A 25848-nucleotide genomic window follows, 5' to 3' on the forward strand; every position below is an offset into this window, starting at 1 on the left:
GGGGGAGGGTGGGCACAGCCCTCAGCGCCGGGTGCCGGCTAGAGAAACGCCCGCGTCACCTACATCCGCGCCGGCACCCCGGTCAGCGCCGTCACCACGGGGTCCAGGGCCTGATGTATCTCGTCGCCGATCGAGCGGAAGAACGGCAGGGGCGCGCCGTAGGGGTCGTACACCTCGTCCGCCTCCAGGGTGGGGGCGAGGAGCCAGCCACGCAGGGCGGCGGCCGCGCGGACCAGCGCGCGGGCGCGACGGACCACGCCCTCCTCCAGGGGAGGCAGCGTGGCCGGGTCGATGGCGTTCACCAGGCGGGTGAACTCCTTGAGGGTGAAGGTGCGCAGGCCCGCCGAGTGCCCCATGGAGATGACCTGGGCGCGGTGGTCGCGGGTCGCGGTCAGGACGAGGTCGGCCATGATGACGTGCTCGTCGAGCAGTTCCCGGCCGACGAAGCCGGAGGGGTCCGCGCCGAAGTCGGCCAGCACGGTCTCCGCGTTGGCCTCCATCGGCGCGCCCTCGTGGCCCCAGGTGCCCGCGCTCTCCACGACCAGCCCGCCGCCCAGCACCCCGAGCCGCTGCCACAGGAAATGCCGGGTCAGCCGCTCGGTGATGGGCGAGCGGCAGACGTTGCCGGTGCTGACGTGGAGGATGCGGAAGGTGTCGCGCGGAAGTCCGACGAAGGTCGTCGTGATCTCCGCGGCGCGTTCCCCGTTGCCTATGCCACGCCCCGCGTCAGGGGCTGTCAATTCGCCACCTCGAGGTCGGGTACGACCTTCCTCAGCTCGTCGGCCGTGATCGCCCCCTCGCGCAGCAGCAGCGGGATCTCGCGGGTGACGTCGACGATCGAGGACGGGACGTTGCCGGGGGTCGGGCCGCCGTCGAGGTAGACGGAGACGGAGTCGCCCAGCATCTCCTGGGCGTAGTCACAGTTCTCCGGCGCGGGGTGACCCGTGAGGTTGGCGGAGGACACCGCCATGGGGCCGACCTCGGTCAGCAGCTCGATGGCGACCGGGTGCAGTGGCATGCGCACGGCAACCGTGCCCCGGGTGTCGCCCAGGTCCCACTGCAGGGACGGCTGGTGCTTGGCGACGAGCGTCAGCGCGCCCGGCCAGAACGCGTCGACCAGCTCCCAGGCCAGCTCGGAGAAGTCCGTGACCAGGCCGTGCAGGGTGTTCGGGGAGCCGATGAGGACGGGGGTGGGCATGGTGCGGCCCCGGCCCTTGGCCTCCAGCAGATCGCCCACGGCCTCCTTGGAGAACGCGTCGGCGCCGATGCCGTACACCGTGTCGGTCGGAAGGACCACGAGCTCGCCCCGGCGGACGGCGGACGCGGCCTCGCGCAGACCGGTCACGCGGTCGGTCGCGTCGTTGGTGTCGTATCGCCGAGCCATGTCTAGCGGGCCTCCTCGTGCACGTACTGCTGGATGGAAGTCTGAGCGGTGTTCACGTGAGCGGTGTTCACGGCATCGCCCTGCGGGCGGTCGCGAAGCGCGGGCGTCTGTTGAGGTCCGGGTGGTCGGCCGCGTCGGCCCAGCCCAGCTCCTCGGTGAAGATCCACGGCACCTGGCCGCCCTGGGTGTCGGCGTGCTCGATGACGACGACACCGCCCGGGCGCAGGAGCCGGTGCGCGGTCCGTTCCAGACCGCGGATGAGGTCGAGGCCGTCCTCGCCGGAGAACAGCGCCATGTCGGGGTCGTAGTCCCGCGCCTCGGGGGCGACGTACTCCCACTCGGTCAGCGGGATGTACGGCGGGTTGGAGACCACCAGGTCGACCTGCCCGTCGAGGTCGCGGAAGGCGTCCAGGGCGTTGCCCTGCCGCAGGTCGACGCGGGAGCCCTCCATGTTCTTCCGCGTCCACACGAGCGCGTCCTCGGACAGCTCCACGGCGTGCACGCTGGAGCGCGGCACCTCCTGGGCGAGGGCGAGCGCGATGGCGCCGGAGCCGGTGCACAGGTCGACGATGCACGGTTCCACGACGTCCATGGCCCGTACGGCGTCTATGGCCCACCCGACGACCGACTCGGTCTCGGGCCGCGGCACGAAGACGCCGGGGCCGACCTGGAGCTCCAGATAGCGGAAGTAGGCCCGCCCGGTGATGTGCTGCAGCGGCTCGCGCTGCTCACGCCGGGCGATGACCTCCCAGTAGCGGGCGTCGAAGTCGGAGTCCTTCACGGAGTGCAGTCCGCCGCGCTTCACGCCGTGCACGAACGCGGCGAGCTCCTCCGCGTCGTTGCGCGGCGAGGGCACGCCGGCGTCGGCCAGCCGCTGGGTGGCCTGGGCCACCTCCGAGAGCAGCAGGTTCACGCAAGTCCTCCGTGGTGGTACTCGTCCGTGCCGTGGTTACGCGGCTGCCAGCTTCGCCGCCGAGTCCGCGTCGACGCAGGCCTGGATGACCGCGTCGAGGTCGCCGTCCAGGACCTGGTCCAGGTTGTACGACTTGAAGCCGACGCGGTGGTCCGAGATGCGGTTCTCCGGGAAGTTGTACGTGCGGATCTTCTCGGAGCGGTCGACGGTGCGGACCTGGCTGCGGCGGGCGTCGGCGGCCTCCCGCTCCGCCTCCTCCTGCGCCGCGGCGAGGAGCCTGGAGCGCAGGATACGCAGCGCCTGCTCCTTGTTCTGCAACTGGCTCTTCTCGTTCTGGCAGGAGGCGACGACTCCGGTGGGAATGTGCGTGATGCGCACGGCGGAGTCGGTGGTGTTGACGGACTGCCCGCCGGGCCCGGAGGAGCGGTAGACGTCGATGCGCAGGTCGTTCGGGTTGATCTCGACGTCGACCTCCTCGGCCTCGGGGGTCACGAGGACACCGGCGGCGGAGGTGTGGATACGCCCCTGGGACTCGGTCGCGGGAACGCGCTGCACCCGGTGCACGCCACCCTCGTACTTCAGCCGCGCCCACACGCCCTGACCGGGTTCGGTGGCGCCCTGGCCGCCCTTGGTCTTCACGGCGACCTGGACGTCCTTGTAGCCGCCCAGTTCGGACTCGGTGGCGTCGATGATCTCGGTCTTCCAGCCGACGCGCTCGGCGTACCGGAGATACATCCGCAGGAGGTCCCCCGCGAAGAGGGCCGACTCGTCGCCGCCGGCGCCCGCCTTGATCTCCAGGATGACGTCCTTGTCGTCGGACGGGTCCCGGGGCACGAGCAGCAGCCGCAGCTTCTCCGTCAGCTCCTCGCGCTGCTTGTCCAGCTCCTTGACCTCGGCGGCGAAGTCCGGGTCGGCGGCGGCGAACTCGCGCGCGGTCTCGATGTCGTCGCCGGTCTGCTTCCAGGAGCGGTATGTGGCGACGATCGGGGTGAGCTCGGCGTAGCGCTTGTTCAGCTTGCGCGCGTTGGCCTGGTCGGCGAAGACCGACGGGTCCGCGAGCTTCTTCTCCAGGTCGGCGTGCTCACCGACCAACTCCTCGACGGCCTCGAACATGGTGGGCTCCTGAAATGCTGGTGCGTGGATGAAGGCGAACGACCAAAAACGCCGGTCCCGGCGCACCCCGGGCGGGGGCACGGCCGTGGACCGGCGAAAGAGGGCTCGCTACTTCTTGGAGCCGGCGGCAGCCTTGCCGAAGCGGGCCTCGAAGCGGGCCACACGGCCACCGGTGTCGAGGATCTTCTGCTTGCCCGTGTAGAACGGGTGGCACTCGGAGCAGACGTCGGCGCGGATGGTGCCGCTCGCGATCGTGCTGCGGGTGGTGAACGACGCGCCACAGGTGCAGCTGACCTGCGTCTCGACGTACTCGGGGTGGATGTCGCGCTTCAAGGTGTCTCCTAGTTTCGGGAGGGCGCCGGGTCGCTGCCGCGGGATACGACACGCGTGAACCGGAGCCGACGTACCAGTCTGCCAGGACTGGCGCCATCCCCCAAAACCGGGGGGTGCGGCAATCTATTCCGTGCGGGTGCGTCGTGGCTTGTCGCGCAGTTCCCCGCGCCCCTGAAGGAGCTGCAGTCGACCTACTCAGGGGCGCGGGGCTGTATCAATATGCGGCTCCGCCGCGTGGGCGCGAGAAACCACGACGCACCCGCACCCGGACTACGACGTCACGACCCCCGCCGCTTCCCCGGTCGCGTTGCCCGTCGTCGCCGCCGCCGGGATCGGCTGGTCGTTCTTCAGGGCCGTCCAGACCTGCTGGGCCTTCTTCTCCAGGACGACGACCCGGTTGGGGTCGTCGGGGTCGTACCGCACCGGCATGGTCACCATGTGCATGTGGGACGCGCTGATGCCCTTGAGGCCGTTCGTGAAGGACATCAGGGAGTTGACCGAGCCGAGGTCGGAGTCGGTGGTGACCGCCTTCGTCGCGGTGTCCGCGAGGTCGTACAGGTTCTTCGGGCTGGTGAAGAGGCCGATGTGCTTGACCTGGGTGACCAGGGCCTTGATGAAGGCCTGCTGGAGCTGGATGCGGCCGAGGTCGGAGCCGTCGCCGACGCCGTGCCGGGTGCGGACCAGGCCGAGGGCCTGCTCGCCGTCAAGGGTGTGGGTTCCGGCCTTGAGCTTGAGGTGGCTGTCGGGGTCGTCGATGGCCCGGGTGGTGGTGACCTCGACGCCGCCCAGCTCGTCGATCAGCTTCTCGAAGCCGGAGAAGTCGACCTCGAGGTAGTGGTCCATACGGATGCCGGTGATCGACTCGACGGTCTTCACGGCACAGGCCGCGCCGCCCGTGGAGTACGCCGAGTTGAACATCACGCCGTTCGCCGCGTCGTGCTTGACGCCCTCGGCGTCGGTGCAGGACGGCCGGTCGATGAGGGTGTCGCGCGGGATGGAGACCACGCTGGCCCGCTTGTGGCCCTCGTACACGTGGATGATCATCGCCGTGTCGGAGCGGGCGCTTCCGTCGTCGGTGCCGCCGCCGAGCTTCTTGTTGGAGCCGGAACGGGTGTCCGAGCCGAGGACGAGGATGTTCTCCGAGCCGTTGTCGACCTTGGTGGGCCGGTCGGTGCCGAGGGCCTGGTCGATGTCGACGCTCTTGATGTTGCCGTTGAGCTTGAAGTACACGTAGCCCGCGCCGGTGCCGCCCAGGGCGACGATGCCGGCGGCCGTCCACGCCGTGATCAGCAGCCCCTTGCGCCGGCCCCGCTGTCTGCGGTGGCGCGGCCCGTTGCTGCTGCCGTTCTCGCCCGGTATGCCGGGCTCCGGCGTGCTGTCGGCGGACATGTGCTCCTCTGTTCTCGTACAACCTCACCATCGTCGCTCCGCCAGGTCAGACGGGGAAACGGGAGAAAGGGTTGCACAACGCACTGTGCCCGCCTTGTGGCAAGGCGGGCACAGTGCGTAGTCGTTGAACGCGGGCGCACCGCGCTCACCTGCGACTTCAGCCGAAGATGTCGTATTGCTTGAAATCGGTACCGACCGAGATCCTTGTGGCAAAGATCTCGCTCGTGGCCTTTCCGGTGCCCTTGTACAGATAGAGCGTGCCGCCGGGCGTACGGGCCAGGAAGTCGGCCTTGCCGTCGCCGGTGATGTCACCGATGGCGTCGAAGGCGTTGTACGTGGTGTTGCTCCAGGTGCGGACCTTGACGCGGGCGGAGAACGGGCTCGAGGCCTTGCCGGTGCCCTTGTAGAGGTAGATCGCGCCGGTGCTCTTGTTGCGGGCGATCATGTCGGCCAGGCCGTCGCCGTTGAAGTCACCCTTGCCGCGCAGGAGGTTGTACTGGTTCCAGCCCGTGCCGGTGCCGATCTGCACGCGGGACGAGAAGGAGCCGTTGCCCTTGCCCGGGTAGAGCCACGCCTTGCCGCTGGAGTCCACGGAGACCAGGTCGGGCAGGTAGTCGCCGGTCAGGTCGCCGGGGGTGAGGATACGGGTGCGGGTCTTCCAGTTGTCGAAGATCTGCTTCTCGGACCACGACTCGGTGGACCACACGTAGTGCAGCCAGTAGACGTCGCCGGTGGCGGCGACGCGGTACACGAGGTCCTGGACGCTGTCCCGGTCGAGGTCGGCCTGGAGGACGAGGTTGACGGCACCCCAGTTGCCGAGGCTCTGCCGGGCGCCGAAGGACGTGCCCTTGGAGTCCTTCTCGTAGGCGGTCTTCGTGGAGGCGTTGCGCACGAAGAGGTCGGCCTTGGCGTCGGTGTAGCTCATGCTGGCGTCGTCGACCTGCGCGTAGGCGGCGCCGACGTACGTCTTCACCTTCGAGAAGACGCTGTAGGCGCCCTGCTCGACGCAGTCCACGACACCCCAGGAGACGACACCGACGATGCGGTTGTTGACGACCAGCGGGCCACCGGAGTCGCCGTTGCAGGCGGAGGTGGTGCCCTCGTCGCTGCCGGTGGCGGGGTTGCCCGCGCAGACCATGTGGCCCTTGACGAAGTCGGTGCCGTAGTAGTTGGCGCAGGTGGTGTCCGACTGGATCGGCAGCGTGGCCGTCTTCAGCGTGTCGGAGATGTCCTGGGTGGTGGAGCTGGTGCGGCCCCAGCCGTAGACCTTCGCACTGGTCCCGGCGGTGTACGAGGTGGTGTCAGCGGCCGTCGCCATGCGGATCGGCGTCGCCTTGACGGGAGCGGCCAGGGTGATGACCGCGATGTCGTTGTCGATGGTCGTCGAGCTGTACGAGGAGTGGGTCCACTGACGCAGCGGCAGCGAGACCGTGCCGTCGGTGTTGCCCGAGTCGTCGGGCAGATTCGCGGTGCCGGTCACGACCGCGCCGTGCTTGGCCCAGCTGTAGCCCTTGGCGCAGTGCGCGGCCGTCAGGATCTTCGTCGGGGCGACGACGGCGCCGCCGCAGAAGAAGCCCAGGTCGTCGGCCGTGTCGGTGGTGCCCTTGTCGTCGTAGTACCAGAGCTGGGCCATCCATGGCGCCGAGGTGATCGTCGTGGTCGTACCACCGATGATCTTCGGGTCGACGGTGCCGCTGCTGGTGCTCGCGCTCAGGGACGACTTGCTGGTCGTCTCCCCCGCGGTGTCGTCACCGGCGGCCGCGCCGGCGACCCGGGCCTGCAGCTCGGCGAGCGACGCCGTCTGGATGGCGGGCTTGGTCGTCGGCTCCGGCAGCGCGGTCGCGGCGCCGGCCGACGTGGTCATCAGCGCGGCGGCGACGGCGGCCACACCGGCCACCGCGGCGGGCAGGGCGATCCGTATCCGACGTCTGTGCCGGCCGTCCCCGGACATGGCTTTACCCACGTAAGTCCCCCCTCGGGATCAGAAGTTCAGAGGTCGAAAAAGTGACCGAAGAGCGTGATCGTACACCGAGCCACAGACAGCGAAGAGGGCCACCCTCGCAACGGGGGTGGCCCTCCTCGAAGACTGACGTCAGTCTCCGTTGCCGGGGGTCGGCGTCGTCTTCTGGATCTGCATCAGGAACTCGACGTTCGACTTGGTCTGCTTCATCTTGTCGAGAAGCAGCTCGATCGCCTGCTGCTGGTCGAGCGCGTGCAGCACCCGGCGCAGCTTCCACACGATGCCCAGCTCCTCGGCACCGAGCAGGATCTCCTCCTTGCGGGTGCCGGACGCGTCGACGTCCACCGCCGGGAAGATGCGCTTGTCGGCGAGCTTCCGGTCGAGCTTGAGCTCGGCGTTGCCGGTGCCCTTGAACTCCTCGAAGATGACCTCGTCCATGCGGGACCCGGTGTCCACCAGGGCGGTGGCGAGGATGGTCAGCGAGCCGCCGTCCTCGATGTTGCGGGCCGCACCGAAGAAGCGCTTCGGCGGGTACAGGGCGGTCGAGTCGACACCACCGGAGAGGATGCGGCCGGAGGCCGGGGCGGCGAGGTTGTACGCACGGCCCAGACGCGTGATCGAGTCGAGCAGTACGACCACGTCGTGGCCCAGCTCCACCAGACGCTTGGCGCGCTCGATGGCGAGCTCGGCGACCGTGGTGTGGTCCTCGGCCGGGCGGTCGAAGGTCGAGGAGATGACCTCGCCCTTGACCGACCGCTGCATGTCGGTGACCTCTTCCGGACGCTCGTCGACGAGGACGACCATCAGGTGGCACTCGGGGTTGTTGTGCGTGATCGCGTTGGCGATCGCCTGCATGATCATGGTCTTGCCGGTCTTCGGCGGGGCCACGATCAGACCGCGCTGGCCCTTACCGATCGGCGCGACGAGGTCGATGATGCGGGTGGTGAGGATGCCCGGGTCCGTCTCCAGACGGAGGCGGTCCTGCGGGTAGAGCGGGGTCAGCTTGTTGAACTCCGGGCGGCCACGGCCGTGTTCGGGCGCCATGCCGTTGACGGAGTCGAGGCGGACGAGCGCGTTGAACTTCTCGCGGCGCTCGCCTTCCTTCGGCTGGCGCACCGCGCCGGTGAGGTGGTCACCCTTGCGCAGGCCGTTCTTGCGGACCTGGGCGAGGGAGACGTACACGTCGTTCGGGCCGGGCAGGTAGCCGGAGGTCCGGATGAACGCGTAGTTGTCGAGGATGTCGAGAATGCCCGCGACGGGGATCAGGACGTCGTCGTCGGCGAGCTGCGGCTCGGGGGCGCCGATCTCGTCACGCCCACGACGGCCACGGCGGTCCCGGTAGCGGCCACGACGGCCACGGCGGCCGCCCTCGAAGTCGTCGTCGTCCTGCGGACCGGCGCCCCGGTCCTGGCGGCTCTGCTGCTGGGTCTGCTGACCGCGCTGCTGCTGGCCGCCCTGCTGCTCGTCGCCCTTGCCGCCACGGCGGTCACGGTCACGGCCGCGGTCGCGGTCACGATCGCGGTCGCCGCGCTCACGGCGGCCCTGACGGCGTCCGTCGGCCTCGCCGACCTCGGCGGCCCTGGCCTCGGCCTGCGGCTGCGCGGGCGTCTCGGCCTTGGGCTCGGCCTTGGCCTCGGCGACGACGGTCTCGGCGCCGGTGGCCGTCGGGCTGCCCGCCTCGGCGGTGGCGCGGCGACGGCGGCGCTCGACGGGAGCGTCGTTGCTGGCCGGCTGGCCGGGGATCTCGATCTGCTGCTGGGCCACGGCCTTCTCGGCGGCGGCCTCGGCCTTGGGGGCGGCGTCCGCCTTCTTCTCGGCGGCGTCCTCGCCGGCGCGGGCCTTGGAGGCGGCGCGGCGCTTGGGCTTCGTCTCGGCGGCCGGAGCGTCGGCCTTCGCCGGGGCGGAGCCTCCGGCGGCCTGCGCCTCCTTGATGACCTCGATCAGCTGGCTCTTGCGCATCCGCGCGGTGCCCCTGATACCGAGGCCGGATGCGACCTGCTGCAGCTCGGCCAGCACCATGCCCTCGAGGCCGGTACCGCGGCGCCGCCGCGAGCCGGCACCGGTGGCAGGCGCGGAGGCGTCCGTGGCGGGCGCGGCAGCGGTCTCCTCGACACGTGCGCCCATCAGATCGGTGGTGTCGCTCACGAAGGGTCCTTCCCTGGAGCGGACGTCGGCCTGTCTGGCTCGGCGACCGGTTGTGCTGTCCGGCTTCGGTCCTTGATCTGGCGAAGCCGGGGCGGTGGTCCGCCACAACGGCGGAAGAGAGATTTGCTGGTGATGGCGCTTCCCCGACGAACCGTGACACCCAGTGTCACGTGGCGTGGTAGCACCGATTCCGGAGCTCCCCCAGCGGGGGGACCCCCACCTGCGGACCGCTCAGCGCCGATGTACGGCGTACTGCCCAGATACGACGTACGGAGCGCAGTGCGGCTTGGGGAGCTCCCGGAAGAATGTCTGTCCCGGACGGGGACGTGAAGCACCTCGCCATGGTGGGGTCGGGTGCAGACTTGAGGTTAACACTACCGGATCCAACAAACATTCCCCCTCTCGAAATCCGGCAACCGTGCACTAAATGTCGCCGGAGTGCGTTTCACCAGCAGGTGCGAGCGGCAGAACGCTCGCTCCCTGCACATCCAGGGCCAGGCGGTTCGCGGCCCATTCCGCGCCCGCCAGGGCCTCGACCTTGTCGGCCGTGTCGGCGTCGGCCAGTGCCATCACGGTCGGTCCGGCCCCGGAGATCACCGCGGGGATCCCGTCGGCGCGCAGGCGCTCCACCAGGGCAGCGCTCTCCGGCATGGCCGGGGCGCGGTACTCCTGGTGCAGTCGGTCCTCGGTGGCGGGCAGCAGCAGCTCGGGGCGCCGGGTGAGGGCCTCGACGAGCAGCGCGGCACGGCCCGCGTTGGCGGCGGCGTCGACATGCGGCACGGAACGCGGGAGCAGTCCGCGCGCCGTCTCGGTCAGTACCGGCTTTCCGGGTACGAAAACCACCGGAACGATGGAATCGGCGGGCTCCATCCTGATCGCCCGCGCGGCGCCGGCCTCCATCCAGGACAGGGTGAATCCGCCGAGCAGACAGGCGGCGACGTTGTCCGGGTGCCCCTCGATCTCGGTCGCGAGCTCGAGCAGTCCGGCGTCGTCGAGCTTGCTTTCGCCGCCTATGGTCACCGCGCGTGCGGCGACGATGCCGGCGCAGATCGCGGCGGAGGAGGAGCCGAGGCCCCGGCCGTGCGGGATGCGGTTGGCGCAGACGATCTCCAGGCCGCGCGGCTGGCCGCCCAGGACGTCGAAGGCGGTGCGCAGGGAGCGGACGAGGAGGTGCTTCTCGTCACGCGGGAGCGTCTCGCTGCCCTCGCCCGCGATGTCGATGTGCAGCCCGGAGTCGGCCACCCGGACGACTACGTCGTCGTAGAGCCCCAGCGAGAGACCGAAGGCGTCGAAGCCCGGGCCGAGGTTGGCGCTGGTGGCGGGAACGCGCACCCGGACGGGGGCGGCGCGGAAGGCGGGACCGGCCATCTCTCGATGACTCTCCTTGAGCTGCGTGACTGTCGAATGACATTCGATAGACATGTGACGACCCTGGGCCGCGAGGGCGACGCGGCGCTGCGCTGCGGCATATGCGGCGGGCGGGTTCAGTACAGCCTATCGAAGGAAGGTTCTGCGGCGACATAGGGCGCACAGGAGGCGCACGATGCGTGTCGTAAGCCCCCTGTGCATCCCTTCCAGGGTTATCCCCGCGACTCCGGGGTTATCCCCGCGACTGCGGGGTCAACTCGGCGACTGCGGGGTCAACCCGGCGACGAGGGTGTTACGCGAGACCCAGGCGGGCCGCTGCCGCGGCCGCGTCGACGGGGACGACCACCGGACGCGGGGCGCCCTCGGTGGCCCAGCCCGGGTCCTTGAGGCCGTTGCCGGTGACCGTGCAGACGATCCGCTGCCCCGGGTCGACGTCGCCACGCTCGGCGGCCTTCAGCAGACCGGCGACGGACGCGGCGGACGCGGGCTCGACGAAGACACCCTCCTGCGCGGCCAACAGCCGGTAGGCGCGCAGGATCTCACGGTCCGTCACCTCGTCGATGATGCCGCCCGACTCGTCCCGTGCGGCCAGCGCGTACTGCCAGGACGCGGGGTTGCCGATCCGGATCGCGGTGGCGAGGGTGGACGGGTCCTTGACGACCTCGCCGCGCACGATCGGCGCCGAGCCGGAGGCCTGGAAGCCCCACATCCGGGGCGTCTTCGAGGCGATGCCGTCGCCGGCGTACTCCTTGTAGCCCTTCCAGTACGCGGTGATGTTGCCCGCGTTGCCGACCGGCAGGACATGGATGTCCGGGGCGTCGCCCAGCATGTCCACGATCTCGAAGGCGGCGGTCTTCTGCCCCTCGATGCGCACCGGGTTGACCGAATTGACCAGCGCGACAGGGTAGTTGTCGCTCAGCTCACGGGCGAGTGTGAGGCAGTCGTCGAAGTTTCCGTCGACCTGGAGGATCTGCGCTCCGTGGACGAGGGCCTGCCCCATCTTGCCGAGCGCGATCTTGCCCTGCGGCACGAGCACGGCGGACACCATGCCCGCGCGGACGGCGTAGGCGGCGGCGGAGGCGGAGGTGTTGCCCGTGGAGGCACAGATGACCGCCCGGGCGCCTTCCTCCTTGGCCTTGCTGATGGCCATGGTCATGCCGCGGTCCTTGAAGGACCCGGTCGGGTTGGCGCCCTCCACCTTGAGGTGGACCTCGCAGCCCGTGCGCTCGGAGAGCACCTGCGCGGGCACGAGGGGCGTGCCGCCCTCGCGGAGCGTCACCACTGGGGTGCTGTCGGACACCGGCAGCCGATCCCGGTATTCCTCGATGATTCCGCGCCACTGGTGGGTCATTGCTGGTTACTCTCCTTCAACCCGCATGATGCTGGCGACACCCCGCACGGTGTCGAGCTTGCGCAGCGCCTCGACGGTCCCGGTGAGGGAGGCGTCGGACGCGCGGTGGGTGACGACGACGAGGGAGGCCTCGCCGTCCTTGCCCTGCTGGCGAACCGTATCGATGGATACGCCGCCCTCGGCGAAGACGGTGGCCACCTGGGCGAGCACGCCCGGTTTGTCGGCCACGTCCAGGCTGATGTGGTAGCGCGTGACGACGTCACCCATCGGCGACACGGGCAGGGCGGCGTACGCCGACTCGCCGGGCCCCGTTGCCCCGCTGAGCCGGTTGCGGCAGACGGCGACGAGGTCGCCGAGCACGGCGGAGGCGGTGGGGGCACCGCCGGCGCCGGGGCCGTAGAACATCAGCTGACCGGCCGCGTCGGACTCCACGAACACGGCGTTGTACGCGCCGCGCACGGAGGCCAGCGGATGACTCAGCGGAATCATCGCGGGATGCACCCGAGCGGTGACGGACCCGCCGTCCGCTGCCCGCTCGCAGATGGCCAGCAGCTTGATGGTGCAGCCCATGTTCTTGGCGGAGGCGAAGTCGGCCGCGGTGACCTCGGTCATCCCCTCGCGGTAGACGTCGTCGAGCCGCACGCGCGTGTGGAAGGCGATCCCGGCGAGGATGGCGGCCTTGGCGGCGGCGTCGAACCCCTCCACGTCGGCGGTCGGATCGGCCTCGGCGTACCCGAGGGCGGTGGCCTCGTCGAGGGCTTCCTGGTACCCGGCCCCGGTCGAGTCCATCTTGTCGAGGATGAAGTTGGTCGTCCCGTTGACGATGCCCATCACCCGGTTGATCTTGTCGCCGGCGAGGGACTCCCGCAGCGGCCGGATGAGAGGAATGGCCCCGGCGACGGCGGCCTCGTAGTACAGGTCCTTGCCGTGCTCGTCGGCGACGGCGTGCAGGGCGGCCCCGTCCTGGGCGAGGAGCGCCTTGTTGGCGGAGACGACGGACGCGCCGTGCGCGAAGGCGGTGGTGATGAGGTTGCGGGCGGGCTCGATCCCCCCGATCACCTCCACCACGACATCAATGTCCCCGCGTTTGACGAGGGCGGTGGCGTCGGTGGTGACGAGGGCCGGGTCGATGCCGTCGCGCACCTTCGAGGGCCGCCGCACGGCGACCCCGGCGAGCTCCACCGGGGCGCCGATCCTCTGGGCGAGGTCGTCGGCGTGCGTCGTCATGATGCGCGCCACCTCTGAGCCGACCACTCCACAGCCCAGCAGCGCCACCTTCAGCGGACGCGTACGCATCATCCGACCTCGTTTCCTCATACCGTCTACGGTTGGACCAGTCTCACTCACCGGACCGGAGTTTCTATCCCCGGTCCGGATCGTGAGACATGTATTTCATTTCCACAAGGGCAACAGACAGAAGATTCTCCCGCCCCTTTTTCGTTTTCGTTCCCGTCCGGTTTTTCCCTCACCCGACATCGAGCCGCAGAAGGTCCTCCTCCGTCTCCCGCCGGACGATGACCCTCGACTCCCCGTCGGCCACGGCGACGACCGGCGGCCGCAGCACATGGTTGTAGTTGCTCGCCATGGACCGGCAGTAGGCACCCGTGGCCGGTACGGCGATCAGGTCACCCGGTGCCAGGTCCGACGGCAGGAACGCGTCCTTGACGACGATGTCCCCGCTCTCGCAGTGCTTGCCGACGACCCGGGCGAGCATCGGCTCGGCGTCGGAGGTCCGCGACACGAGCGCGACGCTGTACTCGGCGTCGTACAGCGCGGTACGGATGTTGTCCGACATCCCCCCGTCCACGGAGACGTACGTCCGCAGCCCGTCGAGCGGCTTGATGGTGCCGACCTCGTACAGCGTGAAGGCGGTCGGCCCGACGATGGCACGCCCCGGCTCGACGGAGATCCGCGGCGTCCGCAGCCGCGCTGCCTCGCACTCACGGGTGACGATCTCGGTCAGCGCCTTGGCGATCTCGTGCGGCTCACGGGGATCGTCGTCGCTGGTGTACGCGATGCCGAGCCCACCCCCCAGATCGATCTCGGGCAGTTCGACGCCGTGCTCGTCCCGGACGTCCTTGAGCAGCCCGACGACCCGGTGCGCGGCGACCTCGAACCCGGACATGTCGAAGATCTGCGAGCCGATGTGGCTGTGAATGCCGATGAGCTCGATCCCGTCGAGCTTCAGCGCGCGCCGCACGGCCTCGGCGGCCTGCCCGCCCGCCAGCGGAATCCCGAACTTCTGATCCTCGTGAGCGGTGGCGATGAATTCATGGGTGTGCGCCTCCACCCCCACGGTGATACGAATCTGCACCCGCTGCCGCTTGCCCAGGGACTCGGCGACATGGGCGACCCGCACGATCTCCTGGAACGAGTCGAGCACGATCCGCCCGACCCCGGCGCTGACGGCCCGCTCGATCTCCTCCACCGACTTGTTGTTCCCGTGGAAGGCGATCCGATCGGCGGGCATCCCGGCGGACAGCGCGGTGGCGAGCTCACCACCGGAACACACGTCGAGATTGAGCCCCTCCTCGTGCAGCCACTTCACGACGGCACGGGACAGGAACGCCTTGCCGGCGTAGAACACGTCGGCGTCGCTCCCGAAGGCGGCACGCCACGCACGGGCACGCGCCCGGAAGTCGGTCTCGTCGAGGACGTAGGCGGGAGTCCCGTACTGCTCGGCAAGGGTCTTGACGTCCACGCCACCGACGGTGACGACACCGTCACCGTCCCTCCCGACGGTCTGGGCCCAGACCTTCGGGTCCAGGACGTTGAGGTCGCTGGGCGGCCCGGAGTAGTGACCCTCGGGAAGGACATCGGCGTGACGGGGCCCGGCGGGGTGGGCGGAACGGCTCATGTTCTGACTGGCTCTCTAGAGATGGTCGGGTGCGTCGATGCCGAGCAGGGACAGGCCGCCGGCCAGCACCGTCCCGGCGGCTTCGGCGAGCGCGAGCCGGGCGCGGTGGGCGGCCGAGGGTTTCTCCTCGCCGAGCGGCAGCACGACGGGGAGCAGCAGCAGTGTGGCGTCCGCGACGGCGACGAGATGCCGCGCGAGACGTGAGGGCGCGGCGACGCCGTCCGGGCGGGGAAGGGCGGCGACGGTGGCGAGAACGCGGGGGTAGTCGGCGAGGAGGGGAAGCAGCGGGACCAGCGGAGGCAGGGGAGGCAGGAGTGCCTCCATCTCCAGGTCTCCGGCCTCGGCGGTGAATCCGAGATCGGCGGCGTTACGGCTGAGGGCCCGGGTACGGGCATGTGCGTAACGAACCCGGAAGACGGGGTTGCTCTCGCGCTGGACCAGGTGATCGGCGGTGATGCGGGGGCGGTCGTGGGGCGCGGGGTGGAGCAGCGCCCAGCAGGCGGCGTCGAGCCCGAGGGGGGTGGGGTCCTCGGGGGCGGGGCAGGGCCGGAGCTCGAAGGGCTCGGACGGAGGGTGGTGACCGGGAGAGGCGCCACGGCTGTCACCGGTGTCGCCGATGCCGCCAATTCCATCGGGCTCACGGTGATGGGTGGCGACGCGCCCGCCCTGTGAGGCGACGATCCGCGCCAGGGCGTCGGCGAGAACCTCGGCCCGGACCTCGAACGGCACGCGCAGCTCGTACACCTGCCCCGCGAGGGTGTCCCCGTGCCCGTACCGAAGTCCTTCCCGACGGATCCGTCGGACGAGCCCCGCGGACGCGGCAGGGCGATCGAGGCTGATGTTGAGAAACCCGGGCCCGGTGACCTCGACGCCGGTGACACCGTCCGCGGAGGCCAGATAAGTCCTCAGCACCTCGGCGACCCGCAGGGCGGGCTGTCCGGCGGGGCGGGCCAGCTGCAGGGCGATGTTCGTGGCGTAGTCCCCGGCCCCCCCGGGCTTCGGCGGAGCGACGACCGCCCGCGCCGGAACGGTCACGCTCAGCTCTCCGGCGTCGACAGCACGACGTACCGCATGCAGCACGGTGCGGGAGAGCTCGACGGGGGTCACGGGGACAAGCGTATGGGAGGAGGGGGGTGGGTAGGCGAGCCGGTTTGGCGAGGTCCCGGGATGTGGACGCGGGACGTGGACGGTCGAGGGCGAACGACCGAAGAGGAAACGCGGGAACACCACGCTCCCCTACTCCGAGCCGGGCCCTCCGCTCCCCTGCCCGGCTCCCACGCCTCCCCCGGCGCCGAGAACGGTCCCGAGCCCGAGCCCAACCGCTCCCCCACCCTCGCCCCCACGGACGCTCTCCCGCCGCTTCCCGTCCAGCAACCGCCGTACGACAGTGACGAGTTCAAGGGGTTCGAAGGGCTTGGCGAGGAAGGCGTCGACGCCGACTTCGAGGCCGGCCTCGACCTCGTACGGGGTACACGCGCTGATGATCGCGAGGGGAAGATCACGCGTCCGCGAATCGGAACGCAGCCGAGCGGCGGTCCGAAGGCCGTCCAGGCGGGGCATGACGACGTCGAGCGTCACGACGTCGGGCCGCACCTGATGAACGACTTCCAGACACTCGGCACCATCGGAGGCGGTCACGACCTCGAGACCCTCAAGCTCGAGATTGACCCTGATCAGCTGCCGGATGACCTTGTTGTCGTCCACAACAAGCACCCGACCCGACGCGCCTGGCACAACTCGAGAGTAGGTCGACACCGGCCACCGCGTCCGGGTTTTCCCCACTTCCACCCCCTGCGGGCGACACCCACCCCTCCCTGCCCCACGTAAACCCGTTCATGAACACCCCGAGGGAGCTGGTAGTGTTCTGTCCGTCGCCAGGAGCAAGCAGCTCCCGCCCGACACGCCCCCGTAGCTCAGGGGATAGAGCAACGGCCTCCGGAGCCGTGTGCGCAGGTTCGAATCCTGCCGGGGGCACTGCAGGTCAGAGGGCTAAAATGCCACCTGACCAGCGCAGATGCCAATTCGGAACGACTGCAGCCATGCGCAGCCGAGCGTCAGCGAAAGCTGCCGTAGGACACGCGCTGTGGGCTATTTGTGGGTTCGGACATCGGGCCACAAATCAGTCAATCCGCCACATAAGAAACGCCCCGAGGTGTGCACCTCGGGGCGTTCGGTGTGATCATCGTCACTCGTATTCGAGCAGCAGATCCTCAATTCGTTTGTTGGCCACGGCGTGCCGTCCGTGCAGACACTTCGCATATCGAGCCAGTAGCACCTCCACGGTGTTGCCGGCCCGCTCGGCGACCTCCGTCGGATCGACGCCGGCATTCAGCCACGTGGACAGCGCTGAGTGGCGCAGGTCGTACGGGCGGTCGGCAAGAGGGCTCGCGACGAGTTCCGGCGGCAGGCCGAACTCGCGGGCCTCCGCCCAGACACGCGAGTAGGTCGAGGAGCCGACGAGCCCGCCGCGCTCGTTGAAGAAGAGTCTGCCGTCGTCGGCTGTGCCGAAGGTGTCGATGCTGTCCTGCCAGATTGCCACGAGCCCGGGCGGCAGCGGCGTCGGCCGCACGACTCTGGGATCGCGGTTCTTCAGTCCGCGGTCGTCGTGCACCTCACCCGTCTTGGTCCACTTTTTCCCTGCCGTCGGCCGGGTCCGGTGGAGGTTCGCCACGCCCCAGCCCTCCTTGGGTAGGTGGCAATCCTGGATCGCGACGCCAACGGTCTCGGCCGGACGCATTCCGGCGTAGTACATGCCGGCGAACATCCCGACCAGGCGTCTGCCCCTGGCCCGGTCGTAGCCGCCGATGTAGGAGACGGCGTCGATCAGGTTGCTGGCCTGCTTCGGATTGGCCACGACCCTGGGGTCGACAGGCACAATCCTCGCCGGTGTCTCCCAAGGGACGGCATGGACCGGGTTGTCCTCGAACTCGCCGCGCTCCGTGGCGTAGTTGAGGGCATTGACGAGGATCTTGCGCTTGCGCTTGACCGTTTCACCCGCAGCCGCTTTGCCGTCAAGTTTCAGTTTGAGTGCGTCCAGCACGCCACGCATGACCGCAGGCTGAGCGAGGTCGGAAAGCGGGGGAGAATTCTCCGCCACCCAGTCGATGGCAACTCGCGCCTCTGGCGGAACATCGCGCTCACCTGGACCGGGAAGGACGAATGCCCAGTCCCGCAAGGCCCGCTGCATGGCTATATCCGCCGGACGACCCGGTCTCTTAGGCATAAGCGCCTTAGTGACTGCGGTCAAGCCTTCGCTGATGTCATCCCGATAATTGGGTGCCGCGTGCGGCCACTTCATGCGCAGGTATTCCAGCGCGAAGGCATACCAAGTGAGAGCAGGCGGCTTTTCTTCCATAGAAGGAGGAAAGCCTGTCTCATCGTCGAACAGCTCGCCGGCCTCCTGGGCCATGGCCAGCTGTGAACGCAGTTTGTTGGCGAGACCTTGCGTGCGCCGTGTACGCGAGAATGGGCGTCCTCCCACACTCCAGCGCAACTCGTAGGCATCTTTGCCTTGGCGCCGCTTGGGCCGGACACCCCATATTCGAACGTCACTGGTCTTCAAGCTGCGTTTTCCTCTCTTTCTTGCAGCCATTCCATGAACACGCTCCGCCATACACGCAACTCCCCGTTCGGGAGCTTCAAGGCAGCAGGGCCGGTGCCCATTTCTCGCCACCTGTAAAAGGTCCGTCGGGACGTCCCTTTTAGCGCGTCCAGGATCTCTGGAACAGTCATTAGCTCATCGCCCTTATGTTTTTGGGCATGGGGTATCCCGGAAAGGCGCATGCAGGATTCCTTACAAGGTGGTGCAGAAATGGAGACGGACTGCAATGAGCGGGGGTGCGTGGATCAGGCTTGGGGTCCTTCGTGATCGTGAGGTTGGTCCGGGCGGGTTACCAGGTGCCAGCCACAGCTAGGGCACCCAGAGGGCTGTTCGCTTCATGTCCACCGCCAAGCAGCCAGAGCGAACACCATCAATAGTCGCCACGATCCCCGGTTTCGCTAACCGGGGATCGTCGGCTATATATCGCACCGCGGGCTGGCAGGAACGTGCCGTCAGCGAGCCACCGGTACACGCGGAGGGCGGATGTGGCTCCGTCCGTTTCCAGCATGAGGAGCCCCTCCTCGGTGAGTCGGCTGAGGCTGCGCTGCACAACTCGCTCACGGGCACCGAGGGCGCAGGCAACGTGCCGCGTGGCCGCACCGGGGTGGACCGCGACATGCGCGAGAACAGCTCGGTCACGACGGAAGTCGCGTTGCAGTACGTCCTCACCGAACAGCCCTGCCGCGCATACACAAAGGCACAGCGCCGTGGATAGGGCGCCGTAGTCCTCCCGCTCCTGAGCGGTCCAGGCGTTCATGGCGCCGAGCACCAAGAGGATGGGGGCAGTGAAGCGGGCGGATCGGATTGCGGGATTCGACAGGTGTATCTCCTTGGGCGCATTGGGTCCCCGGATCGAACAGATCAGGCTCTCTGGACTGCCGTGGCGGCCGGCCCGTACGACGGTCGGCCCGGAAGCCCGCACCTATCACTGATCTGGGGTTTCTGGGTCGTTGTACGTTGACATGATCCCGATGGAGGTTCCAGTCCGTTGGGGCTCTTTCTCGTCTGCCGTGGGCTGAAGGCTCCGACCGGGGCTCGCTCGCTGCTGAGCGCCCCGCTGTTGTTCTCCGTGGGGTGGCCTCAGAGCGGAGCAACTTATCGTGCACGAAGCCACTTTCGCGGACGCCCATAAGACATCCTGGGACGTCTGGCTGATCACCGCCCGACTGCCGTCGCCGTACGTCGCAGCCTGCTCAGCACGGATCTCACTGCATGGGATCTGGCCGAGTCTCTTCTCGTTGGGCCTCTGCCGCAGCTCTGGGCGCACTCTCAGGACGTCGCCGCCGGGGCCCAGCCTCTAACAAAGGTCCTGGGCAAGGACGCAGAACTCCTGTGGGAGCGGTGATACTCCACGACATGGACTACGCGCCGTGAAAGCTCCCGCTGCGTTCCATCCGCTCGATGCCGTCCCGGCAGTACCTCAGCGATCCCACCGCGGCTTACGCGGCTGAGCAACGCACTTGAGGCCGAGGTTCCGGCCCCTCGATCATGCCGCACATAGGATGTCCGAGCCCGGCCACCCCGGTGACGGGCCCGTGCCCAGCGAAGGGACCCCGAGTGAGCCAGCACCGTTCCCCCCGTGCGGCGGTGTTCTCGGCCGGGTCCTGGGGTACCGCAGTCGCCAAGATCCTGGCCGACGCCGGCACCAACGTCATCGTGCACGCCCGTCGCCGCGAGATCGCCGACACGATCAACACCAGCCACCGCAACCCTGGCTACTTCGCGGACGTCGAGCTGCCCGCCTCCCTGACGGCCACAACAGACCCGGCCGCCGCGCTGGACGGCGCTGACTACCTCGTGCTCTCCATCCCCGCGCAATCCTTGCGGACCAACCTCGCCACGTGGGCACCCTACATCGGGCCCGACACCGTGATCGTGTCGCTGATGAAGGGCATCGAACTGGGCAGCGGGGAACGAGCGAGTCAGGTCATTACCGAGGTGACCGGGGTGAGCGCGGACCGGGTCGCGACGCTGTCGGGCCCGAACCTCGCCCGCGAGATCATTGACGGCCAGCCCGCCGCCGCCACCGTCGCCTGCCCCGACGAGGACGCCGCCCGCCGCTTCCAGCAGGCGTGCCGCACCCCCTACTTCCGGCCCTACACCAGCACCGACATCATCGGCTGCGAGCTGGGCGGCGCCGTGAAGAATGTCATCGCTTTGGCAGTCGGCATCGCCTCGGGCATGGGCCTCGGCGACAACGCTGCAGCTATGCTCATCACGCGCGGGCTGGCGGAGACCACCCGGCTGGCTGTGGCCATGGGCGCCCACCCGGCCACCCTCGCCGGTCTGGCCGGCCTCGGCGACCTGGTGGCCACCTGCTCGTCCCCGCTCTCCCGCAACCGCACCTTCGGCGCCCACCTCGGCCACGGCCTGAGCGTCGAACAGGCGACGGCCGCCACCCGGCAGACCACCGAGGGCGTCAAATCCGCTGAGGCGATTCTCGCCCTGGCTCATGCCCACGGCGTTGAGATGCCGATTGCGGAAGTGATCTCCGCCCTTCTGCACGAGAAGGTCACCCTCGACGAGGCCGCCGCCGCGCTGACACAGCGATCCCCCAAGCCCGAGCGCTGACCCCCGCGCTGCTCGTCCCGGAGAGGATGCCGTATGCCATCGCAGGCGAGGATCGAAGCGGAGGACGTCCCGGGACGTCCGGCCGATCACCGCTCGGCCTCCGCGCCGGACGTCATAGTCTGCCGAGCATGGATCTGACCATTTGGGCCCGCGACCTGGCCGGGTCTCTCCTCAAGGAGCGATAATGTCTCGCGCCCCCTTTCAGGTCCTTGTCGTTCCCTTCCGCCGAGTTGGCGACCAGGTCGAATTCGCTGTGCTGCGACGCATGGATATGAACGTCTGGCAGGCAGTAGCCGGGGGCGGTGAGGTCGGCGAGACGCCGCAGCAGGCTGCCGTACGTGAGGCTCGTGAGGAACTTGGCCTCGACCGGCCAGTCCGGCTCTACCCGCTGCAGACCATGGCCAGCATCCGGGCCCAGTTTTTCGCTGATCGCGTCAACTGGCCTGTCGGGACCTACGTCGTACCGGAATACTCTTTTGCGATCGACCTGACCAGCGTCGGGATCAAGATCTCCGACGAGCACACCGATGTCCAATGGCTGGACTACGACGCGGCTGTCGAGGCACTGCGGTTCGACAGCAACCGCACGGCTCTCGGTGAACTTCACGAGCGTCTGCTGGCCGACGACCTACCTCTGCCGATCGAGTGATCGCCGATATTGGGCACAAGCCCCCGACCTGGCCTCGCACCCGCTCGCTCGCTTGGTCCGGCCGAGGTAGTGGGCGAGCAGAAATGGGTCGAGAGAGGCGCTGAGACGCTGGCACTGTGGGGCGATGTTGTTCAAGCTCACCGGGTCGAGCTGCTCGGGCAAGACGACGCTCGCCTACGCCACCGCCAGCAGGCTCCCGTACATCGTCGTGCACGACTTCGATGAACTCGGTGTGCCGGCGGGCGCCGACCTGCACTGGCGCCACCGCATGACCGAGATGTGGGTGCGACGCGCGCTGGAGTACCAGGAGCGCGGCATCGACCTGTTGCTCACCGGGCAGTCTCCCTTGGGGGAAGTCCTCGCCGTGCCCTCCGCTCCACTTCTCGATGGCATCGCCGTATGCCTGGTCGATGTCGCCGACGATGTCCGGCGCGCTCGTCTTGCCGCACGTGACCCCGGCCGGTGGGACACGCCGGCCGTGGACGCCTTCCTCGGCTGGGCCACATGGCACCGGCAGCACGCTCTCGACCCCCGCCACCGGCCCGACGTCATCATCGACAACAGCTCGCCTGAGATGGTCTGGCACCGCTGGACCAGCTGGCACGCCAGTGATCCCCGCTGGCGCACTCAACTGCTCGACACCACGGACCAACCCGTGGCGAACTCCATAGGCCAGGTCGAGCGCTGGATCACCGAGCAGCGCGACGCACATCAAGCCGGCCGACTCGCCCTGGGGCACGGATGGGCTTCGTGAAGCGTGCGAGCACTCCCGGCGTCGCATCGATGATCTCGCTCGGGTCGACACCGATCGGAAGTGCCGTCCCCCCGCATGACCATCGAAAGGCGCCCTGACAACGCACCTGCCACCCATCGAGGGCAAACGGAAACGGCGCCGACTCACGCAGGTGAGTCGGCGCTGCGTCTGACCTCAGACGCCTATATGGACGACCTTGCGGCCCGCCTTGAGGTACAGCTCATCACCTTCAAGTCCCCCGATCACGACCTCGCCGAGCGCCTGCCGTACGGAATGTCGGCGGCGGCTGAACTCTGGTTCGGCCGTCGTCGAGACGGAAACCACCGTTGGCATCGACGGCCGCGGCCAGCCGTACGGGACCTGCTCAGGGCAGGTTCTTGATTGCCATCGCCGCCACCCGCTCCGTACCCTGCACAGCAACGCGTCGACGGAGACGAGTAGCCACGGATCACACGAGCCAAGAGAGCCGCCGGAAGCTGCGAAGGCGGTCTCGTGCCCTGTGGTGAAGACCCTCCCGAGCGCGGGGAGGAACGACCCCACCCGGTGGTCCAATGCCCCGCCGGCCGGCCCCCGTCACCGGGCCGAAATGAGGCCGCCACCGCGTGGCGGCGAAAGTGCGGTGGTACCGCGAGTTGCCCTTCTCGCCCGCACTCCCAAGGGATCATGACGACGTCCTTCGGAGGACCCGAATGATCCACAGCCGCGTACGCGTCTCCGACCTTCGAGAACACGTCGGCTCTACCGTTTCTGTCTACGGATGGGTGAACACCCTCCGCCTGCAGAGCACTATGCAGTTCGTCATCGTGCGCGACAGCACCGGCATGGTGCAGGTGACCCACAAGCGCGACGACGGGCCGGTGGAGACCCGACTCGAAGCCCTCACCCCCGAATCCGCAGTCAAGATCACCGGCCGCGTCGTCGCCGCCGCCCAGGTCAAGCTCGGCGGCCTGGAAATCGTCCCCGAGGCGGTTGAGGTCCTGAACCCGGCCGCCACGCCGCTGCCGATCGACGAGCACACCGGCATGGAGCAGCGGATGGACTGGCGCTTCCTGGACGTGCGCCGCCGTCCCGCCACCCAGCTGATGTTCGCTGTGCAGACCACCCTGGAACAGGGCATGCGCGAGTACGCCTACGCGCAGGGCGCCACCGAGATGCACACCCCCAAGCTCATGGGCACCGCCTCAGAGTCGGGCGCCGAGGTCTTCAAGCTCGGCTACTTCGGCGGCAGCGCCTACCTGGCGCAGTCACCGCAGTTCTTCAAGCAGATGGCGATCTCGGGCGGCGTCGACAGGGTCTTCGAGATCGGACCGGTCTTCCGCGCCGAGCCGTCGTTCACCTCCCGGCACGCCACCGAGTTCACGGGCGTCGACGTGGAGCTGGCCTGGATCGACGGCGTCGAGGACGTGATGGCGTTCGAGGAACACATGCTCACCCACGCGATCGCCAAGGTCGCGGACGCGCACGGCGGGGCGATCGCCGAGCGCTTCGGTGTCGAGGTCACCGTGCCCACGACGCCCTTCCCCCGCGTCACCATGGCCGAAGCGCAGAAGATCCTGCGCGAGAGCGGCTGGGACCGGGCAGGGGCCAAGGAGGACCTGGACCCTGAGGGTGAACGGAGCATTAGCGCCCACATCCAGCAGGCCACCGGCCACGAGTTCGTGTTCATCACGCACTACCCGGCTGGCATCCGGCCCTTCTACCACATGCGGCCGGCCGGCGACCCGAGCGTGACGCTCAGCTTCGACCTGCTGTGGAGGGGGCTGGAGGTCACCACCGGTGCACAGCGCGAGCACCGGTATGACGTGCTGCTGGAGCAGGCCGCCGAGAAGGGCATGAGCCCCGAGCCGATGCGGGACTACTTGAACGCGTTCCGGTACGGGTGCCCGCCCCATGGCGGGCTCGGCATGGGCCTCGGACGGGTGCTGATGGTGCTGCTCGGCCTGGACTCCATCCGCGAGGCCAGCTTCCTCTTCCGCGGGCCGAACCGGCTCACCCCATAACTGGCCGCGCGGCCAGCCTTGGTGTGAGCAGCTCCAACGCCTCCTCCCAGAGGAACCGGTCCGCCCCACCGCCGGCCTTCGGCTGGTGAGGTTCGTACGAGCCGATCAGGACGCCCATCTCACGTAGCCGCTCCACGCTCTGGCGGTACGCGGGATGGGCGGCCTGGGCGGAGTTCAGATACGGGAGGGCCACGGTGCGGATGCCGAGACCGTACGCCTCACAAAGGATGGCCAGCGCTAGGGTGTCGGAGATACCGGCGGCCCACTTGTTGATCGTGTTGAAGGTGGCCGGCGCGACCGCGATGGCGTCAGCAGGCGGCAGCGGACGAGGGTCGCCGGGCGAGCGCCAGGCCGAGCGGATCGGGTAGCCGGTCTGTGCCTCGACCGTCCCGGAGTCAAGGAAGCCGAGGCCCTGCGGGGTGGCGACGACACCCACGTCCCATTCTGCTCCTTGAGCAGCAGTGATCAGCTTGCCGACGTCGCCTGCGATACCGGCCGCGCATACGACGACGTACAGGAACGGCTTCTGGATCTGCCGGTCGGGCTGCTCACTCACGCGGGGGCTCCAGGGAAAGTCGATGGCCGTGACGACGTCTTCGAGGATGCCGGGGCGAAAGTGCAAGGGGTAGACGGCAGCCCCGGTGAGCGGGCACATACTGCCCTGCATACGGTCAGATACTGGGTAGGGTCGGCGGCTGTAGCCCGTGCCCCGGCGACGGGGACCTCCCACTGCGCTACTGCTACGTCGCGTCCTTGACCAGGAAAGGCCCCATGAGGCGCCCGCCCCTTAATGCCATTGCTGACAGCTGGCTGGATGCGAGGCCCCGGGGCTACCCGAGACGTCCTGGGACGTCCTGCTGATCATCTCCGGTCAAGGCGTCTCCCACCATAGGCTGCGGAGCATGGACCTCACCGCGTGGGCGCGCGATCTAGCCAACTCCCTCCTCGCTGAGCCCCTGCCGCGGCGCTGGGCGCACTCTCAGGGCGTTGCCGAAAGGGCGCAGTCCCTGGCGAGCATCCTGGGCGACGATGCGGAGCTGCTCTGGGCGGCAGCCATGTTGCACGACATCGGATATGCGCCGTCGCTGGTCATGACAGGGTTCCATCCGTTGGACGGGGCCCGCTACCTTCGCGATTCTTCGGCGGCAGACGAGCGTTTGGTACGGCTGGTCGCCAATCACTCGTGCGCGCTGTTGGAGGCGGAGGAGCGTGGACTGAGGGAAGAACTGGAGGCCGAGTTCCCGATCCTCGACAACGCGGGGCTGGTGGAGGCTCTGGCGTACTGCGACATGACCACCACCCCGGACGGCACCCCCACCACCGTGGATGCCCGCCTGGCGGAGATCCTCACCCGGTACGACCGCGACAGCACCGTCGGCCGTTTCATTCGCCGGGCCAATGAAGATCTCCGAGCTGCTGTGCACAGAGTCGAAGACCGGCTGGTCCTGGCAGAGCGGTAA

At 68.8% G+C, this 25848-nt stretch carries 23 protein-coding genes and 1 tRNA gene; 6 read left to right on the plus strand and 18 right to left on the minus strand.

The features are described 5' to 3' along the window. Nucleotides 1-59: 59 nt before the first annotated feature. The 14 genes from ACLZN2_RS03750 to ACLZN2_RS03815 form a co-directional block, all read right to left on the minus strand. Nucleotides 60-740 (minus strand): protein-tyrosine-phosphatase, encoded by a 681-nt coding sequence (locus ACLZN2_RS03750; RefSeq protein WP_416976885.1) that lies wholly within the window; start codon nt 738-740, stop codon nt 60-62. After that, nucleotides 737-1384 (minus strand): L-threonylcarbamoyladenylate synthase, encoded by a 648-nt coding sequence (locus ACLZN2_RS03755; protein WP_416976886.1) that lies wholly within the window; start codon nt 1382-1384, stop codon nt 737-739. The genes ACLZN2_RS03750 and ACLZN2_RS03755 overlap by 4 nt, the downstream gene beginning before the upstream one ends. 67 nt (nt 1385-1451) lie before the next feature. Continuing rightward, nucleotides 1452-2297, minus strand: coding sequence for a peptide chain release factor N(5)-glutamine methyltransferase (gene prmC, locus ACLZN2_RS03760; RefSeq protein WP_416976887.1), 846 nt, complete (start codon nt 2295-2297; stop codon nt 1452-1454). A gap of 36 nt (nt 2298-2333) precedes the next feature. After that, nucleotides 2334-3410, minus strand: coding sequence for a peptide chain release factor 1 (gene prfA, locus ACLZN2_RS03765; RefSeq protein WP_416976888.1), 1077 nt, complete (start codon nt 3408-3410; stop codon nt 2334-2336). Between the two features lie 108 nt (nt 3411-3518). Continuing rightward, entirely contained in the window at nt 3519-3743 is a 225-nt protein-coding gene (rpmE, locus tag ACLZN2_RS03770; RefSeq protein WP_133917174.1) for a 50S ribosomal protein L31, read from the minus strand. 270 nt (nt 3744-4013) lie between these two features. Further along, nucleotides 4014-5132, minus strand: a complete 1119-nt coding sequence (locus ACLZN2_RS03775; RefSeq protein ID WP_416976889.1) for an LCP family protein — start codon at nt 5130-5132, stop codon at nt 4014-4016. Nucleotides 5133-5289: 157 nt separating this feature from the next. Beyond that, on the minus strand, nt 5290-7083 hold the full coding sequence (locus ACLZN2_RS03780) for a trypsin-like serine protease (RefSeq protein ID WP_416977007.1): 1794 nt from the start codon (nt 7081-7083) through the stop codon (nt 5290-5292). A 141-nt stretch (nt 7084-7224) separates the two neighbouring features. Then, nucleotides 7225-9237 carry a transcription termination factor Rho gene (rho, locus tag ACLZN2_RS03785; protein ID WP_416976890.1) on the minus strand — a complete coding sequence of 671 codons (2013 nt, stop codon included), beginning with the start codon at nt 9235-9237 and terminating at the stop codon, nt 7225-7227. Nucleotides 9238-9660: 423 nt separating this feature from the next. Next, the gene (gene thrB / locus ACLZN2_RS03790) at nt 9661-10605 is read right to left on the minus strand and encodes a homoserine kinase (RefSeq protein ID WP_416976891.1); all 945 of its coding nucleotides are present in this window, start codon (nt 10603-10605) and stop codon (nt 9661-9663) included. 292 nt (nt 10606-10897) lie between these two features. After that, entirely contained in the window at nt 10898-11956 is a 1059-nt protein-coding gene (thrC, locus tag ACLZN2_RS03795) for a threonine synthase (protein ID WP_416976892.1), read from the minus strand. Between the two features lie 6 nt (nt 11957-11962). Next, nucleotides 11963-13255, minus strand: a complete 1293-nt coding sequence (locus ACLZN2_RS03800) for a homoserine dehydrogenase (RefSeq protein WP_416976893.1) — start codon at nt 13253-13255, stop codon at nt 11963-11965. Nucleotides 13256-13421: 166 nt separating this feature from the next. Then, on the minus strand, nt 13422-14813 hold the full coding sequence (gene lysA, locus ACLZN2_RS03805) for a diaminopimelate decarboxylase (protein ID WP_416976894.1): 1392 nt from the start codon (nt 14811-14813) through the stop codon (nt 13422-13424). A gap of 15 nt (nt 14814-14828) precedes the next feature. Then, on the minus strand, nt 14829-15920 hold the full coding sequence (nrtL, locus tag ACLZN2_RS03810) for an ArgS-related anticodon-binding protein NrtL (RefSeq protein WP_416976895.1): 1092 nt from the start codon (nt 15918-15920) through the stop codon (nt 14829-14831). Between the two features lie 129 nt (nt 15921-16049). Continuing rightward, the gene (locus tag ACLZN2_RS03815; RefSeq protein ID WP_416976896.1) at nt 16050-16568 is read right to left on the minus strand and encodes a response regulator; all 519 of its coding nucleotides are present in this window, start codon (nt 16566-16568) and stop codon (nt 16050-16052) included. A gap of 147 nt (nt 16569-16715) precedes the next feature. Between ACLZN2_RS03815 and ACLZN2_RS03820 the strand changes: the two genes are divergently transcribed. Then, a tRNA-Arg gene (locus ACLZN2_RS03820) sits at nt 16716-16787 on the plus strand. A 211-nt stretch (nt 16788-16998) separates the two neighbouring features. Here ACLZN2_RS03820 and ACLZN2_RS03825 read toward each other — a convergent pair. Together ACLZN2_RS03825 and ACLZN2_RS03830 are read right to left on the minus strand one after the other, a co-directional pair. Further along, a complete protein-coding gene (locus ACLZN2_RS03825; RefSeq protein WP_416976897.1) occupies nt 16999-18375 on the minus strand; it encodes a tyrosine-type recombinase/integrase in 1377 nt (458 codons plus the stop codon). Further along, nucleotides 18372-18545, minus strand: coding sequence for a helix-turn-helix transcriptional regulator (locus ACLZN2_RS03830; protein ID WP_301987600.1), 174 nt, complete (start codon nt 18543-18545; stop codon nt 18372-18374). Before ACLZN2_RS03830 ends, ACLZN2_RS03825 begins: the two co-directional genes overlap by 4 nt. A 1426-nt stretch (nt 18546-19971) precedes the next feature. On the opposite strand from ACLZN2_RS03830, the gene ACLZN2_RS03835 reads away from it, so the two are divergent. From ACLZN2_RS03835 to ACLZN2_RS03845, 3 genes are all read left to right on the plus strand, one after another. Beyond that, nucleotides 19972-20985, plus strand: a complete 1014-nt coding sequence (locus ACLZN2_RS03835) for an NAD(P)H-dependent glycerol-3-phosphate dehydrogenase (protein WP_416976898.1) — start codon at nt 19972-19974, stop codon at nt 20983-20985. Between the two features lie 184 nt (nt 20986-21169). Then, entirely contained in the window at nt 21170-21634 is a 465-nt protein-coding gene (locus ACLZN2_RS03840) for an NUDIX hydrolase (protein ID WP_416976899.1), read from the plus strand. A gap of 124 nt (nt 21635-21758) precedes the next feature. Next, the gene (locus tag ACLZN2_RS03845; RefSeq protein ID WP_416976900.1) at nt 21759-22388 is read left to right on the plus strand and encodes a hypothetical protein; all 630 of its coding nucleotides are present in this window, start codon (nt 21759-21761) and stop codon (nt 22386-22388) included. Between the two features lie 174 nt (nt 22389-22562). Here ACLZN2_RS03845 and ACLZN2_RS03850 read toward each other — a convergent pair whose 3' ends face one another. After that, nucleotides 22563-22712: a hypothetical protein gene (locus tag ACLZN2_RS03850; protein ID WP_416976901.1), complete on the minus strand. Its 150-nt coding sequence runs from the start codon at nt 22710-22712 to the stop codon at nt 22563-22565. Between the two features lie 365 nt (nt 22713-23077). Here ACLZN2_RS03850 and aspS point away from each other — a divergent pair, with 365 nt between their 5' ends. Then, nucleotides 23078-24388, plus strand: coding sequence for an aspartate--tRNA(Asn) ligase (gene aspS / locus ACLZN2_RS03855; protein WP_416976902.1), 1311 nt, complete (start codon nt 23078-23080; stop codon nt 24386-24388). Here the strand turns inward: aspS and ACLZN2_RS03860 are convergent. Continuing rightward, nucleotides 24378-24944 (minus strand): flavoprotein, encoded by a 567-nt coding sequence (locus ACLZN2_RS03860; protein ID WP_416976903.1) that lies wholly within the window; start codon nt 24942-24944, stop codon nt 24378-24380. The two genes, aspS and ACLZN2_RS03860, sit on opposite strands and share 11 nt — an antisense overlap. Nucleotides 24945-25290: 346 nt before the next feature. On the opposite strand from ACLZN2_RS03860, the gene ACLZN2_RS03865 reads away from it, so the two are divergent. Next, a complete protein-coding gene (locus ACLZN2_RS03865) occupies nt 25291-25848 on the plus strand; it encodes an HD domain-containing protein (RefSeq protein WP_416976904.1) in 558 nt (185 codons plus the stop codon).

Origin of the sequence: Streptomyces sp. T028 (genome assembly GCF_048159505.1) — a bacterium.
Taxonomy (GTDB): Bacteria; Actinomycetota; Actinomycetes; order Streptomycetales; family Streptomycetaceae; genus Streptomyces.

What these genes read in the sequence shown, in the direction of transcription:
- ACLZN2_RS03830 (WP_301987600.1), bottom strand. Translation starts at nt 18,545, where the DNA reads ATGACTGTTCCAGAGATCCTGGACGCGCTAAAAGGGACGTCCCGACGG.
- ACLZN2_RS03800 (WP_416976893.1), bottom strand. Translation starts at nt 13,255, where the DNA reads ATGATGCGTACGCGTCCGCTGAAGGTGGCGCTGCTGGGCTGTGGAGTG.
- ACLZN2_RS03840 (WP_416976899.1), top strand. Translation starts at nt 21,170, where the DNA reads ATGTCTCGCGCCCCCTTTCAGGTCCTTGTCGTTCCCTTCCGCCGAGTT.
- ACLZN2_RS03780 (WP_416977007.1), bottom strand. Translation starts at nt 7,083, where the DNA reads ATGTCCGGGGACGGCCGGCACAGACGTCGGATACGGATCGCCCTGCCC.
- lysA (WP_416976894.1), bottom strand. Translation starts at nt 14,813, where the DNA reads ATGAGCCGTTCCGCCCACCCCGCCGGGCCCCGTCACGCCGATGTCCTT.
- ACLZN2_RS03775 (WP_416976889.1), bottom strand. Translation starts at nt 5,132, where the DNA reads ATGTCCGCCGACAGCACGCCGGAGCCCGGCATACCGGGCGAGAACGGC.
- ACLZN2_RS03845 (WP_416976900.1), top strand. Translation starts at nt 21,759, where the DNA reads ATGTTGTTCAAGCTCACCGGGTCGAGCTGCTCGGGCAAGACGACGCTC.
- prfA (WP_416976888.1), bottom strand. Translation starts at nt 3,410, where the DNA reads ATGTTCGAGGCCGTCGAGGAGTTGGTCGGTGAGCACGCCGACCTGGAG.
- thrB (WP_416976891.1), bottom strand. Translation starts at nt 10,605, where the DNA reads ATGGCCGGTCCCGCCTTCCGCGCCGCCCCCGTCCGGGTGCGCGTTCCC.
- ACLZN2_RS03755 (WP_416976886.1), bottom strand. Translation starts at nt 1,384, where the DNA reads ATGGCTCGGCGATACGACACCAACGACGCGACCGACCGCGTGACCGGT.
- aspS (WP_416976902.1), top strand. Translation starts at nt 23,078, where the DNA reads ATGATCCACAGCCGCGTACGCGTCTCCGACCTTCGAGAACACGTCGGC.
- ACLZN2_RS03865 (WP_416976904.1), top strand. Translation starts at nt 25,291, where the DNA reads ATGGACCTCACCGCGTGGGCGCGCGATCTAGCCAACTCCCTCCTCGCT.
- thrC (WP_416976892.1), bottom strand. Translation starts at nt 11,956, where the DNA reads ATGACCCACCAGTGGCGCGGAATCATCGAGGAATACCGGGATCGGCTG.